Consider the following 16,027-nt stretch of genomic DNA (forward strand, 5'->3'; position numbering starts at 1 on the left):
TTCACGAACCGCGGCGTTCAGGCAGCACGTGACAGGCCGCCCCCACCGTGAGCCTATGACCTGAGCACGTCAGCACGCATGGGTCCGGAGGCCCAAAACCCTCTCAAATGTGCTCTGTCGTCAGGCGGTTCGGGATGATTGGCGAGGTGGAGTGGTGGTGGGCGCGGGCCCGGGGGATACGGGGATCTCAGATCTCGGCGGCCGGCCCGCCGAGCAGCATCGCCGGCGCGCCCGCGACCCGGGTGAGGAAGACGGTGGCCGAATTCCGTCCCTTGAGCCTCATCTTCCGCCGCAGCTCCTCCGGTTCGACCGGCGAGCCGCGCTTCTTGACCGTCAGGACGCCGACGTCGCGCTCCCGGAGCAGGGCCTTGAGCCGCTTGAGATTGAAGGGCAGTACGTCGGTGATCTCGTACGCGGTCGCGTAGGGCGTCGACCGCCGCTCGTCCGCCGTGATGTACGCGATCGTCTCGTCGATCAGCCCGCCGTCCAGCTCGTCGGCGGCCTCGGCGACCAGATGGGCGCGGATCACGGCGCCGTCCGGCTCGTACAGATAGCGGCCCACCGGCCGGACCTGAGGGTCCGGCAGACCGCGGCCGGTCAGGGTGATCCCCGCCGGGAGCAGGGTGGCGCGCCGGGCCCCGGGCGTGACACCGCCGGGGCGGCCCGGTCCGGGCTCCGGCGCGCTCGCGTCGTACCAGAGCACCGCCTCCTTGACGTCGCCGCCGTCGGAGATCCACTCCGCCTCGAAGTCGTCGGGGACCAGTTCGTGCGGGATGCCCGGCGCGATCTTGATGCCGCCGGCGCCGACCGTGCGTACCGCGTCGACCGCCCAGGACAGCGGCGGCGAGTACGCCTCCGGGTCGAAGATCCGCCCTCGGCCGCCGCGCCGCGCCGGGTCGACGAACAGGGCGTCGGGGGCGGGTGGGGCCGTCAGGTCGTACGTCATGACGTCCGCGCACACGACCGTCGGAGGCGGTGCGTCGGGCGCCAGCGTACGGATGTTGTGGGCGGCCATCTCGCAGGTCCCGGGGGCACGGTCGACGGCGGTCACGGCGAATCCGGCGCGCGCCAGCTCGATCGCGTCGCCGCCGATGCCGCAGCACAGGTCCGTGATCCGCGCCGGGCCCGCGCCCGCGCGCCCGGCGCCCGCGGAGCCGATGTCCCGGAACCGGGCCGCCCGGTGCGCCGCCACCGAGGTCCGGGTGGCCTGCTCGACCCCGTCCGGCGTGAAGTACATGCGGTACGCGTCCCGCCCGCCGAACTTCGCGACCGCGCGCTGCCGCAGCCGGGCCTGCGCGAGCGCCGACGAGACCAGCTCGGCGGGGTGGTCGCGGCGCAGCCGGGTGGCCAGGGCCAGCTCCTGCGCGGGGTCGTGGTCACGGAGTTCGGCGAGGAGGGCTTGGCCCTCCTCGGAGAGCAGCAGCGACAGGGGTACGGGGGCGCGGTCGGTCACCGGGCCATTGTGGGCCAGCCGGGGGACCGTCCTCGCGCCCCGGAGGTGTCGGCCGGGCGCGCGGACATGGCGCTGACAGGATGCGACGCCATGCAACTAGTACGACAAAACGAAGATAAAGCCTCATTGGTACGGAAAAGACGCCCCGGCGGACGGGCGCGTACCGCCGTCGCCGCACTCCTGATCGCCGCGCTCGGCGCCGCCTGCGCGGGGGAGCCGGGCGGCGGTGACGGCGCGCGCGCCGGCGCCCGGAGCGGGGACGGGGGCGGCGGAGGCGGCGGGCCGGTGGAGTCCGCCTCCGCGCAACCGGGTCGCGCCGGGCCCCCGGCCGGCCGGAGGGCCGACGCCGCGGCGGCCCTCAGGGCCCAGGCGCTGCGCGCCGTGGCGGCCAGGAAGTGGAAGCTCGCCAAGACCCCGCTCGCCGCGCCCCCGCCGCCCGCGGTGAAGCCGAGGATCACCACCCGCAAGGGCTTCGAGGTCACCGGAGGCGCGACCCTGCCGCCGGTCTTCACCAATGTGCCGACGAAGGAGAAGGTCGTCTTCCTGACGATCGACGACGGCGCCGAGAAGGACCCCGAACTGCTGCGGATGATGAGCGAGTTGAAGATCCCGTACAGCGCCTTCCTCAGCGACTACGTCATCAGCGACGACTACGCCTACTTCAAGAAGATGCAGTCCCGCGGGGTCTCTCTGCACAACCACACCCTCACCCACCCCTACCTCCCCGGGCTCTCCTACAAGGAGCAGAAGCGGGAGATCTGCGGCCAGCAGGAGAAGCTCAGGAAGCGGTACGGCAAGCGGCCCGAGCTCTTCCGGCCGCCGTACGGCAACTACGACGCGCGCACCCTGCGCGCCGCCAAGTCCTGCGGCGTCAAGGCGGTGCCGCTGTGGTCGTCCGAGGCGTTCCCCGACCACATGGAGTGGCGCGAGTGGGACCGGACCCTGCATCCGGGCGACATCCTCCTCACGCACTTCCGTGGCAAGGAGGACTGGAAGGGCTCGATGGCCGACATGATCCGGCACGTCATGAAGACGATCACGGACAAGGGATACGCGGTTGCGAAACTGGAGGACTACGTCTGAGCCGTGGCCGGGTGAGGCCAGGTCACGGCCGTGCGAGGCGGGGTCACGGCCGGGTGAGGCCGGGGCGCGGCCTGGTGAGGTACGGCCCGGTGGATCGCGTCCCGGCGGGTCTCGCCCCGGCGGTTCCCGGCCCCGTCCGCGCCCCTCGGCGGGGCTTCCGCCGGGGCCGCCGCGCGGGGCCCGACTGGCACTCAGCTTGACCGAGTGCTAATCGCGGTCATAGTGTCATGTCTGGCACTCCCCACTGGAGAGTGCCAATGCGTGACAGGACAGGTCCGGCACCCGCGACGACGGATCGAGCCCGGTCGCGCCACCCAGACAGTTAACCCCGTGAGATCTCCGAAGGGGGAGGTCGGATCGTGACGACCGCCAGCACCAAGGTTGCCATCAAGCCGCTCGAGGACCGCATTGTGGTCCAGCCGCTCGACGCAGAGCAGACCACGGCCTCTGGCCTGGTTATTCCGGACACGGCCAAGGAGAAGCCCCAGGAGGGCGTCGTCCTGGCCGTCGGTCCGGGTCGCTTCGAGAACGGCGAGCGTCTTCCGCTCGACGTTTCCGTCGGCGACGTCGTTCTGTACAGCAAGTACGGCGGTACTGAGGTGAAGTACACGGGCGAGGAGTACCTCGTCCTCTCGGCTCGCGACGTGCTCGCGATCATCGAGAAGTAATCATCGCAGTCACGCTGTGAAACTACGCCCCTGGCCCCCGCATCGCCGGGTGGCCCGGGGCGTAGTTCGTTGTTCGTTCGAGAGGACAAGAGAAAGCTCCCATGGCGAAGATCCTGAAGTTCGACGAGGACGCCCGTCGCGCCCTTGAGCGCGGCGTCAACAAGCTTGCCGACACGGTGAAGGTGACGATCGGCCCCAAGGGCCGCAACGTCGTCATCGACAAGAAGTTCGGCGCGCCGACCATCACCAACGACGGTGTCACGATCGCCCGCGAGGTCGAGCTCGACGACCCGTACGAGAACCTCGGCGCCCAGCTCGTGAAGGAGGTGGCGACCAAGACCAACGACATCGCGGGTGACGGCACCACCACCGCCACCGTGCTGGCCCAGGCGCTGGTCCGCGAGGGCCTGCGCAACGTCGCCGCCGGCGCCTCCCCGGCCGCCCTGAAGAAGGGCATCGACGCCGCGGTCGCCGCCGTCTCCAAGCAGCTGCTGGAGACGGCCCGCCCCATCGACGACAAGGCCGACATCGCGGCCGTCGCCGGTCTCTCCGCCCAGGACCCGCAGGTCGGCGAGCTCATCGCCGAGGCGATGGACAAGGTCGGCAAGGACGGTGTCATCACCGTCGAGGAGTCCAACACCTTCGGCCTGGAGCTGGAGTTCACCGAGGGCATGGCCTTCGACAAGGGCTACCTCTCGCCGTACATGGTCTCCGACCAGGAGCGTATGGAGGCCGTCCTCGACGACCCGTACATCCTGATCAACCAGGGCAAGATCGGCTCCATCCAGGACATGCTCCCGCTGCTGGAGAAGGTCATCCAGGCGGGTGGCTCCCGGCCGCTGCTGATCATCGCCGAGGACGTCGAGGGCGAGGCGCTCTCCACCCTCGTCGTCAACAAGATCCGCGGCACCTTCAACGCCGTCGCGGTGAAGGCCCCCGGCTTCGGTGACCGCCGCAAGGCCATGCTCGGCGACATCGCCACCCTCACGGGCGCGACCGTCATCGCCGAGGAGGTCGGCCTCAAGCTCGACCAGGCCGGTCTCGACGTGCTGGGCACCGCCCGCCGCGTCACGGTCTCCAAGGACGACACGACGATCGTCGACGGCGGTGGCGACAGCACCGAGGTCGCCGGCCGTGTCAACCAGATCAAGGCCGAGATCGAGTCCACGGACTCCGACTGGGACCGCGAGAAGCTCCAGGAGCGCCTCGCGAAGCTGGCCGGCGGCGTGTGTGTGATCAAGGTCGGCGCCGCCACCGAGGTGGAGCTCAAGGAGAAGAAGCACCGTCTGGAGGACGCCATCTCCGCGACCCGCGCCGCGGTCGAGGAGGGCATCGTCTCCGGTGGTGGCTCCGCCCTGGTGCACGCCGCCAAGGTGCTGGAGGACGGCCTGGGCAAGACGGGCGACGAGGCCACCGGTGTCGCGGTCGTCCGCCGCGCCGTGGTCGAGCCCCTGCGCTGGATCGCCGAGAACGCCGGTCTTGAGGGCTACGTCATCACCGCCAAGGTCGCCGAGCTCGACGCGGGTCACGGCTTCAACGCCTCGACCGGTGAGTACGTCGACCTGGTGAAGGCCGGCGTCATCGACCCGGTCAAGGTCACCCGTTCCGCGCTGGAGAACGCCGCTTCCATCGCCTCGCTGCTCCTGACGACCGAGACCCTGGTCGTCGAGAAGCCCGCCGAGGACGACGCGGACGCCGGTCAGGGCGGTCACGGCCACAGCCACTGAGGCCCGCCGCCTCCTTGGTACACGCGCCGAGGCCCGGCGCCCCTTCGGGGGTGCCGGGCCTCGGCGCGTTCCGGCGCCGCCGCGTTACGCCGAGTGCGGCAGCGACGAGGGGTGTACGGGATCCTCGAACGGCAGCCCCTTCACATACCGCTCCACCTCGTCCAGCGCCTGATCGGTCATCCGGTGGATCTCACCGCCCAGTGAGCCCGCGACATGCGGAGTCAGCAGTACGTTCGGCAGGTCGTACAACGGCGAGTCCGGCGACGGCGGTTCGGGGTCCGTCACGTCGAGCACCGCGCTCAGCCGGCCGGAGACCAGCTGCGGAAGCAGCGCGTCCTCGTCGATCAGGGAGCCCCGCGCCGTGTTGATGAGCGTGGCCCCGTCCGGCATCGCCGCGAGCTGGGCGGCGCCGATCATATGGCGGGTGGCCGGGACCTGGGGAGCGTGGACGGAGACCACCTGGCTCCGCGCGCACAGTTCGTCCAGCGGAACCCCTTCGACACCGAGCGCCTCGGCGGCGGCGGTGTCGACGTACGGGTCGTACAGCAGGACGTCGAGGTCGAACGGCCGCAGCAGCTCGATCACCCGGCGGCCGATCCGGGACGCGCCGACGATGCCGACCGTACGGCGGTAGTTGCCCGCCGAGCCCAGCTCCTGGTGCCAGTCGTGGGGCGCGCGCAGCTCCCGGTGGCGGTGCGCGGTGCCGAGGATCCGCTTGCCCGCGAAGAGGATCGCGGCCAGCGTGTACTCGGCGACCGGCCTGGCGTTGGCCGCCGCCGCCGAGGTGACCGCGATGCCCCGCTCCCAGCAGGCGTCCGTGACATGGTGCTTGACGGTGCCCGCCGCGTGCACGACCGCGCGCAGCCTCGGCGCGGCGTCGAGCACGTCGGCGGTGAGCGGGGGCGCACCCCAGCAGGTGATCAGCAGTTCGGCGTCGGCGAGCGCCGCGGCGACGCCCGGGTCGAGCCCCGGGCCGGCCAGGGTGTGGGCGACGAGCTGGGGATCGGTGCGTACGAGGCCGGTCAGCCGGGAGAGATGAGCGGGGGTGAAGAGTCGCTCCGCGATGCCGGGACTCATCGAGAGCAGGGCGGAAGGCCGATTGTCAGTGGCGTCGTGCATGGTGGAAGTCGGTCTCCTCGTGAATCGTCGTCCTCGGGGGCACTTCGCGCGTCGTGTGGCGCTGTTCGGGCGCTATTTGACGCTGCCGGCGGTGAGTCCGGCCTTCCAGTGTCGCTGGAGGGTGACGAAGGCGATGATCAGCGGGGTGACGGCGAGCAGGGAGCCCGTGACGACCATGGGGTAGAAGGTCGGGTCGGCGTTGGCGTTGCTGTGCCAGTTGAACAGGCCGAGGCTCAGGGGGTAGAGCTCGCGGTCGGAGAGCATCACGAGGGGGAGGAAGAAGTTGTTCCAGATCGCGGTGAACTGGAAGAGGAAGATGGTCACGAAGCCCGGCATGATCATCCGCAGTCCGATGGACCAGAAGGCGCGCAACTCGCCCGCCCCGTCGATACGGGCGGCCTCCAGCGCCTCGTCCGGGACGTAGCCCGCGCTGAAGATCCGGGCGAGATAGACGCCGAACGGGTTGACCAGCGCCGGGATCAGCACCGACCAGTAGGTGTTGACGGTGCCGGTCTCGACGGCCAGCAGATACAGGGGGAGCGACAGCGCCGTGGACGGCAGCAGCACACCCAGCAGGACGAGCGCGAAGAGCTTCTCCTTCCCCCGGAAGCGGTATTTGTCGAAGGCGTAGCCCGCGGCGACGCTCACCAGCGAGCAGCCGAGGGCGCCGATCCCCGCGTAGAGCAGCGAGTTGCCGTACCACCGGAAGTAGATGCCGTCCTGGTAGGACGTCAGCTCCGAGAGGTTGTGGCCGAGGTCGAAGCCCTCGAAGGAGAAGACGTCGCCGCCGAGGAGATTGCCCGCGTCCTTGGTGGCGGCGGTGACCAGCCAGATCAGCGGGAAGAGCGTGTAGACGGCGGCGATCAGCAGCACGCCGTTGACCGCCGTCCTCGACAGCCAGCGGTTGGCGGCGGGACGGCCGGCCGGCACGGGGGCGCGGCCGGCCCGGCGGTTCGGGGTCTGGAGCTGGGCGGCCGGGTCGACCACGGTCGGGGACGTCATGCCCGTGCCCCCTTCCGGTTGGAGAATCGGGTGACGACGAAGGAGAGCAGGGCGGCGACGAGGGCGATGAGTACGGACGCGGCGGCGGCGAGCCCGTAGTCGTTGCGTTCGAACGCGGCGCTGTAGGCGTACATGTTGGGGGTCCAGGTGCTGGTCACGGCGGACCCGCTGCCCCGGTTGAGGATCAGCGGCTCGGTGAAGAGCTGGAGCGAGCCGATGACCGTGAAGAGCAGGACGAGGATCAGGGAGGAGCGGATGAGCGGGATCTTGATGGCGAAGGCGAGCCGCCAGTTTCCCGCGCCGTCCACGGTCGCCGCCTCCAGCAGGGAGCGGTCGACGGCCTGGAGCGAGGCGTAGAAGATCACGACGTTGTAGCCGAGCCACTCCCACAGCGCGATGTTGACGATCGCCGGGAGGGTGCCCTCGGAGGAGAAGAAGTCGAAGCCGACGCCGCCGGACTCCATCGCCGCGACGACCGGGCTGAGTCCGGGTGTGTAGAGGTAGATCCAGATCAGGGCGGCGATCAGCCCGGGGATCGCGTGCGGGAGGAAGAGCGCGAGCTGGAAGAACCGGCGGGCGCGGGCCATCGCGGTGTCCAGCAGCAGCGAGATGACGAGCGCGCCGCCGACCATCAGCGGTATGTAGAGGGCGCAGTAGCCGAGCAGCACCAGGAAGCCGTCACGGAACGCCTCGTCGCCGAGGGCGGCGGTGTAGTTGCCCAGGCCGTGGAAGACGGTCGTCGGGCCGTCGAAACCGAGGCCCGACTGCTTCTCGGTGAAGAGGCTCAGATGGACGGCGTAGCCGACCGGGATGATCATCGCGACGGTGAAGAGGGCGAAGAAGGGAGTGAGGAGGGCGGCGGCGGCCATGCCGGTACGGGCCTTCGCGGTACCGGTCCTGGGGACATGGGCGCCGGGGGTACGGGGCTGGGAGCCGGGGGCGCCGGGGGTACGGGACTCGGAGCCGGGGGCGTCGGCCGTACGGGGCTCGGGGCGGCGGGCTGTCTCGTGGGTCATGAGGCGTCCTCGACGTTCAGTCCGCGCTTCTTCGCGTCGGCGACGGTGGCGTCGTGCGCCGTCCCGAGCGCCTCGCGGAGGGTCGAGCTGCCGCCGACCACGTTGCTCAGTTCGTCACCGAGCGCGCTGTTGGTGGCCGCGGTGCTCGGGCCCCAGAGCCAGTCGGGATCCACGGACGCGCCGGCCTTCTCGTACAGCGCGTACAGGTCCTGACCGCCGAAGAAGCCGGTGTCGAAGGCTTTCCTGGCGACCGGTACGAGTGCGGGCGCGGCCGGCAGGGCGCTCGACGTACTCGCTCCGATCCGGGCCTCGATGCCGGCCTCGGTGGTGGACATCCAGAGCGCGAACTCGACCGCCGCGGCGGTCTTCCGGCTGTCCTTGCCGACGGCGAACGTCGATCCGCCGATCATGCCGCTGGCCGGCCGCCCGGCGTCCCAGCTCGGCACCGGCGCCGCGGCCCACTTGCCCTTCTGCTCGGTCACGATGCCCGACAGGACGCCGGCGCCCCACGAGGCACCGAGGTAGCCGACCGTCGTGCCCTGCTTGAGCGAGCCGGTCCATTCGGGGCTGAACGACGAGGCGGTGGAGACGAGTCGGTCGTCGATCATCCCCTGCCAGTACTCCGCCGCCCTGACGCTCGCCGGGTCCTCGGTGTCGACGCGCCAGCTGTCCCCGGCCGTGTCGAACCACTGGCCTCCCGCCTGCCAGGCCATCGCCTGGAAGAAGGTCGGGTCGTCGGGGAAGAAGGTGGCGATCCGGGTCTTCGGCTCGGCCTTCCTGACTCGCTCGGCCGCCGTGCGGAACTCGGCCCAGGTCTTGGGCGGCGCGATGTCGTGCTTGTCGAAGAAGTCCTTGCGGTAGTAGAAGACCTGCGGTGACGCGTCGAAGGGAACGGCCCAGTTCCGGCCGCCCATCGTGGTCAGTTCCACGGCCTGCGGGAGGAACTTCCTCTTGACGTCCTCGGTGAGATAGCCGCTCAGGTCCTGGAGCGAGCCCTGGCTGACGAACTGCGACAGCTGCGGGTACTCGATCGAGAGCAGATCGGGCGCGATGCCCGCCTTCACCGCGTTGGCGATCTTGGGATAGCCGCCCAGGCCGCCGGACGGTATCTCCTCGAACCTCACCTTGATCGTGTCGTGCGAGGCGTTGAACGCGTCCACGACCTCCTTCGATCCCTTCGTCCACGCCCAGAAGGTGAGGGTCACGGGGTCTTCGGCGGTGCCTCGGGCGGGTTCCTGGCCGCCGTCACCGCTGCACGCCCCGAGGGCGGCGAGAGCGGACAGCGCGGTGAGGGCGCTGACGACGGCGCGGATGGGACGGGACCTCGGATGGCTCACGGCTCGGGCTCCTGTGCGGCGGGGGACAGGCGGTGGCCGTGATACTTCGATCCGGGGTGAGCGGGGTCAAGAGCGAAAGATTGATTGATCGAAAAATGATCGAACGGGGCAGAGGCCGGGGCTCAGGTCGGACCGGGCTCAGGCCTGACCGGGCCCGGCGGACCGGGGCCGGGGCCGAACCGGCTGGGCGGTCCGGCGGTCCGGCGGTCCACCGCACGAGGCGCGGACCCGCAGACTCGGCAGCAGATCCAGATGGACCCGGGGCTCCGCCTCGTCGGCGGGCTCCGTCAACCGTCTGACCAGCAGCTCCGCCGCGTGCCGCCCCACCGCCCGCTTCGGCGGGGCGACGGCCGTGAGCGGGGTGTCGGCGAGCGCGGCGACCTCGTCGTCGTACGTGATCAGGGAGAGGTCGTCCGGCACCCGTACGCCCAGCTCGGCCAGACGCCGCACCATCCAGGTCGCGTCCTCGTCGTTGTGCATCAGCGCCGCCGTCGCCCGCCCGGTCTCCACGGCGGCGGCCAGCCCCCGCGCCGCCTCCTCGAAGAGCGCGGGCCGCCGCTCGGCCGACGACGAGTCCAGCACGGGCAGCGGCGCCCGCAGTCCCAGGGCGTCCAGCGCCCGCTCGTACCCGGCGCGCACGGCCGTCGCGGTCGGGCTGTCCGCCCTGGCCACGAGCAGCGGGGTCCCGTGTCCGAGCCTGATCAGATGCCGTACGGCCAGGAGCACACCGTGCGCGTGGTCGGAGCGGACCCGGTCCAGATCGTCCAGCGGCCCGCCCGGCACACCCAGCCGCTCCACGAGCACCGTGGGCACCGGGAGGGCGGCGACCCACTCCCCGTACCGCTCCGGATGGTCCGGCGCCGTCCAGCTCGGCGCGACCAGCAGCCCCCGCGCACCGGCGGCGAGCAGCCCGGCCGCGTGCGAGGCGTCGTCCTCCGACCGGTAGTCGGAGACGCGCAGGATAAGCCGGGCGCCGAGCCGCGCCGCCGCCTCGTGCGCCCCGCGGATCACCTCGGCGAAGTAGTACGCGGCGGCCGGCGCCAGCATCCCGATCACCGGGCTCCCGGCACCCGGCGCGCTCCCGGCCGGGCCCTGTCCGCGCGGCCAGGACACCGAGCCGTGCGCCCGGTCGAGCAGGCCGCGCGCGGCCAGCGCCTCCACGTCCCGGCGCGCGGTGACGGGCGCGACCCCCAGCCGCTCGGCGAGATCCGACACCCGTACGGTGCCGCGCTCACGCACCAGGTTCAGCAGTCGGTCATGACGTTCGGCGGCACCTTCGCGCACGGTGGCAGTCCCTCCGGAGGGTGATGAGGTGATGGCCCGGCGCGACGACTCTAATGCAGCGTGATCGAACGATGAAGGTTTCCGATCATTCGATCGCGACATGGGCGCGGTCACCCGCTACTGGGGCCCGTACTTCCGCCCCGTCTTCGACGTCATCCCGCCCAGCAGCCCTCGCGGCGCGAGCTTCACCGCGCCCATCAGGGCCTTGTAGCGGGCGTCCGGTACCGACACCGTCTTGCCACGGGCCAGATCGTCCAGCGCCGCGGTCACCAGCTTGTCGGCGTCCAGCCACATCCAGTTGGGGATGTTGTCCGTCCCCATGCCCGCCCGGTCGTGGAACTCCGTCCGCGTGAAGCCGGGGCAGAGCGCCATCAGCCGTACCCCGGTCCCGGCCAGGTCCCGCGCCACCCCCTCGGTGAACTGCACGACCCACGCCTTCGACGCGCCGTACGTCCCGCGCGGCACGAACGCGGCCACCGACGACACGTTCACCACCCCGCCGCGCCCGCGCTCCTTCATTCCGACGACGGCCGCCGACGTCAGGCGCAGCACGGCCTCGATGTGCACCTTCAGCATCGTCAGCTCGTCGGCCATCGAGACGTCGAGGAACCGGCCCTTGTTCCCGAACCCCGCGTTGTTGACCAGCAGATCGATGGGCTGCTTACGGTCGCGGAGGCGCTCCTCGACCGCCGCGATGCCGAGGTCCGTGGCGAGGTCGGCGGTCAGTACCTCCGCCTCGATGCCGTGCAGGTCGTGGAGTTCGGTGGCCTGGTGCTGGAGGCGCTCGGTGTCGCGTGCGACCAGCACCAGATTGTGGCCGCTTCCCACCCCGCCGGACCGGGAGGTCCCGCCCGCCGCCAGGCGCCGCGCGAACGCGGCGCCGATCCCCGCTGTCGCGCCCGTAATCAAAGCAGTCGTCATAGGCGGCACGTTAGACGGTCGCGCGCCCGGCGCGAACGGCTGTCCGGCCACCGGAAGGCGCCCCTACGCGCTGCCGCGCGCCCCTGGCGCACCGCGTCCCGCGCACACGCGCCGACACCTTCCCCGTCCGCTGCGGTCTCCCGCCGTCAGCCCGTCCCGGCGCTCTCGGTGGTGGACACCGGACCGGCGGCGGTTCCGCTCGCCGGGCCGGGGACCGTACCCGCGCCGACCGTCCCGCGCCCCAGGTTCGCCGCATACTCCCGCGCGGACCTCAACTCCTCGGTGTGCAGGGCCTCTCCGGCCGCCAGCAGCCGGGGCAGCAGCTCGCGCTCGGTCGTCGCGGCCCGGAAGGCGAGGGCCACCGTCACCTCGTGGTCCGGCCGGTGCACGATCTCGACCGGATCGCCCGCGCGGACCTCGCCGGGCACCAGGACCCTGAAGTACGCGCCGGTGACGCCCTGTCGGGTGAACCGCCTGACCCAGCCCTTCTCACCGAGCCAGCCCGCGAACGTACGGCACGGAATCCGCCCGCTCGTCGCCTCCAGCACCAGATCGGCGCCGACCCGCCAACGCTCCCCGACCTTCGTCCCGTTGAGATCGAGGCCGGACGTGGTGAGATTCTCGCCGAACTGCCCGTTGGCCAGCGGGCGCCCCAACTCCCGCTCCCAGAAGTCCAGATCCTCCCGCGCGTACACGTACACGGCCTGGTCGCTGCCGCCGTGGTGGCGCAGGTCGCACACCGAGTCCCCGACGAGACCGCTCGCGCCCGTGCCCTTGCGGCCGGGATCGCGCACCCCGACCGGCCCCTCCACCGGCTGCTTGTCGATACCGGTGGCGCCGCCCGGCGCGTCCGTGTACCCGACGGCCTTGGGGCGTCCCACATTCACGGTCAGCACTCTCATGCCAGGCACGCTAACCCGCCGACCCGGTCCGATGCCTCTCAAATGTACTGCCCGTAATTTCATCGTTGCCCCAAGCATCCCTTATGTTTGCGGAGTGATCGAAGCACGCCATCTCCGTGTCCTGCGCGCCGTCGCCTCCACCGGCTCGTTCTCCGCCGCGGCGCGGGAACTGGGCTGCACACAGCCCGCCGTCAGCCAGCAGATGAAGGTCCTCGAAGCCTCCGTCGGTACGACCCTGCTGATCAGGACCAGCCGCGCGATGCGCCTCACCCAGGCCGGCGAGGTGCTCGTCCGGCACGCGACGGGAATCCTGTCGGGACTCACGGCCGCCGAGGAGGAGGTCGCCGCCATCGCGGGCCTGCGGGCGGGCCGCGTCCGGCTGGTCTCGTTCCCGAGCGGCAGCTCCACCCTCGTCCCCGCCGCGCTCGCGGCCCTGCGCGCCGCCCACCCCGGCACCCGCGTCTCACTGGTCGACGCGGAACCGCCGCGCTCCGTCGAGATGCTGCGCGACGGCGACTGCGACGTGGCGCTGGCCTTCCGATACGGCTCCAACGGCGGCGCCGGCGAGTGGGACGACCTGGTCGTACGCCCGCTGCTCACCGACCGGTTGGTGGGGCTGCTCCCCGAGGGGCACCGGCTGGCCGGGGCGGATGCCGTCTCGATCGCCGACCTCGCCGACGAGTCCTGGATCGCGGGCTGTCCGCGCTGCCGTCATCAGCTGGTGGAGGCCTGTGAGAACGCGGGGTTCACGCCCCGTATCGACTTCGCGACGGACGACTATCCCGCGGTGATCGGCCTGGTCGGGGCCGGGCTGGGGGTGGCTTTTCTGCCGGAGCTGGCGATGGAGTCGGTGCTGCCGAAGGCCGCTCGTACGGTCACCGTCGAGCCCGCGGTCCGGCGGGAGATCGTCGCGCTCACCCTGCCCGATCTGGCGCGGGTCCCGGCGGTGGCGGCGACGCTGGATCAACTGGAGCGGGCCGCCTCGCGCTGACGCGGTTGCTGTCCGCTCCCCGCCCCGGCCCCCTGCCCCGCTCCCGCCCGTGACGGGAGCGCGGTACGCGGCTCATGAGCGAGCGCGGTCCTGCGGTCTCTGCCGCGCGTTCTTTGGTGGTTCAGTGCAGGAACGTTTCTGCACAGTGTTCGCGGGGAGTCAGGCGCGTCCCGACCCGTTGGCCCCCGTGCTCGCGATCAACCGGGTGCGGGCGCGCCCCATCAGCTCCTCGCGCTCGTCCTCCGTCAGCCCGCCCCACACGCCGTACGGCTCCCGCACGGCCAGCGCGTGCGCCGCGCACTGCGCGCGGACCGGGCATCTCATACAGACCTCTTTGGCCGAGGTCTCGCGGGCGCTGCGTGCCGCGCCCCGCTCTCCCTCCGGGTGAAAGAACAGCGAGCTGTCGACGCCGCGACAGGCCGCGAGGAGCTGCCAGTCCCACAGATCTGCGTTCGGTCCGGGAAGACGGGAGAAATCTGCCATTGCTCATGTCCCCTTGCGTCCGTGGAGGCGGATATGGGTCGCCAGGGCCGCGAGACGCGACCCGGGACGCCGGGTATGAGCCCGACGTGCCGACCACATCTGCTCACGACCGTACATCTCCTGTGTAAGTAGATGTAAATATGACTCATTGCGAATCTAGCCACAGACACCAGCAAAAGCGAAGAAATGGCGCTAAATGGGGCATAGCTCAGAGTGATCGAGCGATGACCTGCGAGGCTCTGCTCTGTGCACGTCTCCTCACGTAGAGTGCCGAAGGCGATTCCGGACCCGTAACTCTTTCGAGTGACCGTCGTTGAGTGATCGAGGCGGTTGAAGGAACAAGCGATCGGGCACATGTCCGATGGCGTCAATCGCACAGGTGACCACATGTACTCAGCCTGGAGGCTCAAGGTGACGCGCATCAGCTGCGGAGGGCGGCCATGACATCCGTCCTCGTCTGCGACGACTCCCCGCTTGCCCGAGAGGCGCTGCGCCGCGCGGTTGCGACCGTGCCCGGCGTCGAGCGCGTGACGACCGCGGCCAACGGTGAGGAAGTCCTCCGCCGCTGGGGCGCCGACCGCTCGGACCTGATTCTGATGGACGTACGCATGCCCGGTCTGGGCGGTGTCGAGACCGTCCGCCGGCTGCTGTCCGCCGATCCGGGCGCCCGGATCATCATGCTCACGGTCGCCGAGGACCTGGACGGTGTCGCGCTCGCGGTCGCCGCCGGCGCCCGCGGCTATCTGCACAAGGACGCGTCCCGCGCGGAGCTGCGCGCGACCGTCACACAGGCGCTCGCCGACCCGACGTGGCGGCTCGCCCCGCGCCGGCTCAGGTCGGCCGAGATGGGCGCCGCCCCCACGCTCACCGCGCGTGAGATCCAGGTGCTCGAAGGGATGAGCCACGGCCGGTCGAACGCGGAGATCGGGCGCGAGCTCTTCCTCTCCGAGGACACGGTCAAGACCCACGCCCGGCGGCTGTTCAAGAAGCTCGGCGCCTCGGACCGCGCACACGCCGTGGCCCTCGGATTCCGGTGGGGTCTGGTCCGCTAGTTCCGGTCCGCTGGTTCCGGTCCGCCCGACCGGACTCAGCCGCTGGTCAAAGGTGCCCGGGCACCACGTCCGGACAGTCGCGTAACCCCGTCTGCCCGTGCGGTGGACGGGGCGGCGGAGAGGGTCACCGGTGCCCGTACGCCACAGTTTCCCGCCCGATGCCGCATCCTTGAGGTGTGGAGTTCCTCGGGGACGAGTCGGGCGAGCGGAAGGGGAGGGCGCAGGAGATGAGTTCCGGCGCACCTGCTCATAACGCTTCGGTGCACAACTATGAACGCGGCGCCACGGATCGGCAGCCTCCGAGGCACCATGGTCGGATGCGCGATGACGAGACCACGGTGATCGGTGCGCTCGTTCACCGTGCCGTCGAGGGGGACGGGCAGGCCACGCACGATCTTCTGGCCCATGTGCACCCCCTCGCGCTGCGCTACTGCCGAACCCGCCTCAACCGACTGCCGGGTGACGCGCGCCACTTCGTGGAAGACCTCGCACAGGAGGTCTGCGTCGCCGTCCTGATGGCGCTGCCGCGCTACCGGGACACCGGAAGGCCCTTCGAGGCCTTCGTCTTCGCCATCGCCGCGCACAAGGTCGCCGATCTCCAGCGGGCCGCCATGCGGCACCCGGGCTCGACGGCGGTCCCCTCGGACGAGATGCCCGAGCGGCCCGACGACTCCCTGGGCCCGGAGGAGCGCGCGCTGCTCAGCAGCGACGCGGAGTGGGCGAAGAAGCTGCTCGCCAACCTCCCGGACAACCAGCGCGAACTGCTCGTCCTGCGGGTCGCCGTCGGGCTCACCGCCGAGGAGACCGGCCAGATGTTGGGGATGTCGCCCGGCGCCGTACGGGTCGCGCAGCACCGGGCGCTCAGCAGGCTGCGCGCGCTCGCCGAGCAGTAGCCGTACCGGGCGCCCGCTTCCGGCCGGCCCCGGGAGCGTGGAATCAGACGCCTCCGCTTCCCGTTAGCATGGACATCCGCACCGATCAAGGCCATT

General features: G+C 71.0%; 15 protein-coding genes. 6 read left to right on the forward strand and 9 right to left on the reverse strand.

Features of this window, described 5'->3' with window-relative positions:
- Nucleotides 1-187: 187 nt before the first annotated feature.
- Nucleotides 188-1,549 (reverse strand): class I SAM-dependent methyltransferase, encoded by a 1,362-nt coding sequence (locus ACFWU9_RS10985; RefSeq protein WP_384316499.1) that lies wholly within the window; start codon nucleotides 1,547-1,549, stop codon nucleotides 188-190.
- On the opposite strand from ACFWU9_RS10985, the gene ACFWU9_RS10990 reads away from it, so the two are divergent.
- The 3 genes from ACFWU9_RS10990 to groL all read left to right on the forward strand — a co-directional run bounded on the left by ACFWU9_RS10990 (nucleotide 1,544) and on the right by groL (nucleotide 4,931).
- On the forward strand, nucleotides 1,544-2,536 hold the full coding sequence (locus ACFWU9_RS10990) for a polysaccharide deacetylase family protein (RefSeq protein WP_384316501.1): 993 nt from the start codon (nucleotides 1,544-1,546) through the stop codon (nucleotides 2,534-2,536). The genes ACFWU9_RS10985 and ACFWU9_RS10990 overlap by 6 nt on opposite strands.
- Nucleotides 2,537-2,895: 359 nt before the next feature.
- Nucleotides 2,896-3,204: a co-chaperone GroES gene (groES, locus tag ACFWU9_RS10995; protein WP_189107608.1), complete on the forward strand. Its 309-nt coding sequence runs from the start codon at nucleotides 2,896-2,898 to the stop codon at nucleotides 3,202-3,204.
- A 101-nt stretch (nucleotides 3,205-3,305) separates the two neighbouring features.
- Nucleotides 3,306-4,931: a chaperonin GroEL gene (groL, locus tag ACFWU9_RS11000; RefSeq protein WP_384316503.1), complete on the forward strand. Its 1,626-nt coding sequence runs from the start codon at nucleotides 3,306-3,308 to the stop codon at nucleotides 4,929-4,931.
- A gap of 84 nt (nucleotides 4,932-5,015) precedes the next feature.
- Here groL and ACFWU9_RS11005 read toward each other — a convergent pair whose 3' ends face one another.
- The 7 genes from ACFWU9_RS11005 to ACFWU9_RS11035 form a co-directional block, all read right to left on the reverse strand.
- On the reverse strand, nucleotides 5,016-6,050 hold the full coding sequence (locus tag ACFWU9_RS11005) for a hydroxyacid dehydrogenase (protein ID WP_384316505.1): 1,035 nt from the start codon (nucleotides 6,048-6,050) through the stop codon (nucleotides 5,016-5,018).
- 72 nt (nucleotides 6,051-6,122) lie between these two features.
- On the reverse strand, nucleotides 6,123-7,052 hold the full coding sequence (locus tag ACFWU9_RS11010; RefSeq protein ID WP_384316507.1) for a carbohydrate ABC transporter permease: 930 nt from the start codon (nucleotides 7,050-7,052) through the stop codon (nucleotides 6,123-6,125).
- On the reverse strand, nucleotides 7,049-8,068 hold the full coding sequence (locus ACFWU9_RS11015) for a carbohydrate ABC transporter permease (RefSeq protein WP_384316509.1): 1,020 nt from the start codon (nucleotides 8,066-8,068) through the stop codon (nucleotides 7,049-7,051). The genes ACFWU9_RS11010 and ACFWU9_RS11015 overlap by 4 nt, the downstream gene beginning before the upstream one ends.
- Nucleotides 8,065-9,405: an ABC transporter substrate-binding protein gene (locus ACFWU9_RS11020; RefSeq protein WP_384316511.1), complete on the reverse strand. Its 1,341-nt coding sequence runs from the start codon at nucleotides 9,403-9,405 to the stop codon at nucleotides 8,065-8,067. Before ACFWU9_RS11020 ends, ACFWU9_RS11015 begins: the two co-directional genes overlap by 4 nt.
- Nucleotides 9,406-9,543: 138 nt before the next feature.
- Complete coding sequence (locus tag ACFWU9_RS11025) at nucleotides 9,544-10,689, reverse strand: substrate-binding domain-containing protein (protein WP_384316513.1); 1,146 nt, start codon at nucleotides 10,687-10,689, stop codon at nucleotides 9,544-9,546.
- 117 nt (nucleotides 10,690-10,806) lie between these two features.
- Nucleotides 10,807-11,610 carry an SDR family NAD(P)-dependent oxidoreductase gene (locus ACFWU9_RS11030; RefSeq protein ID WP_384316515.1) on the reverse strand — a complete coding sequence of 268 codons (804 nt, stop codon included), beginning with the start codon at nucleotides 11,608-11,610 and terminating at the stop codon, nucleotides 10,807-10,809.
- A 146-nt stretch (nucleotides 11,611-11,756) separates the two neighbouring features.
- Entirely contained in the window at nucleotides 11,757-12,512 is a 756-nt protein-coding gene (locus ACFWU9_RS11035) for an MOSC domain-containing protein (protein ID WP_384316517.1), read from the reverse strand.
- Nucleotides 12,513-12,606: 94 nt separating this feature from the next.
- Here ACFWU9_RS11035 and ACFWU9_RS11040 point away from each other — a divergent pair, with 94 nt between their 5' ends.
- Entirely contained in the window at nucleotides 12,607-13,503 is an 897-nt protein-coding gene (locus ACFWU9_RS11040) for a LysR family transcriptional regulator (RefSeq protein WP_384316519.1), read from the forward strand.
- A gap of 159 nt (nucleotides 13,504-13,662) precedes the next feature.
- Here the strand turns inward: ACFWU9_RS11040 and ACFWU9_RS11045 are convergent, their stop codons facing one another.
- Entirely contained in the window at nucleotides 13,663-13,986 is a 324-nt protein-coding gene (locus tag ACFWU9_RS11045) for a WhiB family transcriptional regulator (protein ID WP_384316521.1), read from the reverse strand.
- Nucleotides 13,987-14,426: 440 nt separating this feature from the next.
- Here ACFWU9_RS11045 and ACFWU9_RS11050 point away from each other — a divergent pair, with 440 nt between their 5' ends.
- Entirely contained in the window at nucleotides 14,427-15,038 is a 612-nt protein-coding gene (locus ACFWU9_RS11050) for a response regulator transcription factor (RefSeq protein ID WP_003948568.1), read from the forward strand.
- Nucleotides 15,039-15,355: 317 nt separating this feature from the next.
- Entirely contained in the window at nucleotides 15,356-15,931 is a 576-nt protein-coding gene (locus tag ACFWU9_RS11055) for a sigma-70 family RNA polymerase sigma factor (protein WP_189107598.1), read from the forward strand.
- The last annotated feature ends 96 nt before the right edge of the window (nucleotides 15,932-16,027 follow it).

Source organism: Streptomyces sp. NPDC058653 (genome assembly GCF_042716895.1).
In the GTDB taxonomy this organism is placed as follows: Bacteria; Actinomycetota; Actinomycetes; order Streptomycetales; family Streptomycetaceae; genus Streptomyces.

Coding starts and splice junctions, on each gene's coding strand:
- groL (WP_384316503.1), top strand. CDS start 3,306: ATGGCGAAGATCCTGAAGTTCGACGAGGACGCCCGTCGCGCCCTTGAG.
- ACFWU9_RS11055 (WP_189107598.1), top strand. CDS start 15,356: ATGCGCGATGACGAGACCACGGTGATCGGTGCGCTCGTTCACCGTGCC.
- ACFWU9_RS11050 (WP_003948568.1), top strand. CDS start 14,427: ATGACATCCGTCCTCGTCTGCGACGACTCCCCGCTTGCCCGAGAGGCG.
- ACFWU9_RS11035 (WP_384316517.1), bottom strand. CDS start 12,512: ATGAGAGTGCTGACCGTGAATGTGGGACGCCCCAAGGCCGTCGGGTAC.
- ACFWU9_RS11045 (WP_384316521.1), bottom strand. CDS start 13,986: ATGGCAGATTTCTCCCGTCTTCCCGGACCGAACGCAGATCTGTGGGAC.
- ACFWU9_RS11015 (WP_384316509.1), bottom strand. CDS start 8,068: ATGACCCACGAGACAGCCCGCCGCCCCGAGCCCCGTACGGCCGACGCC.
- ACFWU9_RS11005 (WP_384316505.1), bottom strand. CDS start 6,050: ATGCACGACGCCACTGACAATCGGCCTTCCGCCCTGCTCTCGATGAGT.
- ACFWU9_RS11030 (WP_384316515.1), bottom strand. CDS start 11,610: ATGACGACTGCTTTGATTACGGGCGCGACAGCGGGGATCGGCGCCGCG.
- ACFWU9_RS10990 (WP_384316501.1), top strand. CDS start 1,544: ATGCAACTAGTACGACAAAACGAAGATAAAGCCTCATTGGTACGGAAA.
- ACFWU9_RS11010 (WP_384316507.1), bottom strand. CDS start 7,052: ATGACGTCCCCGACCGTGGTCGACCCGGCCGCCCAGCTCCAGACCCCG.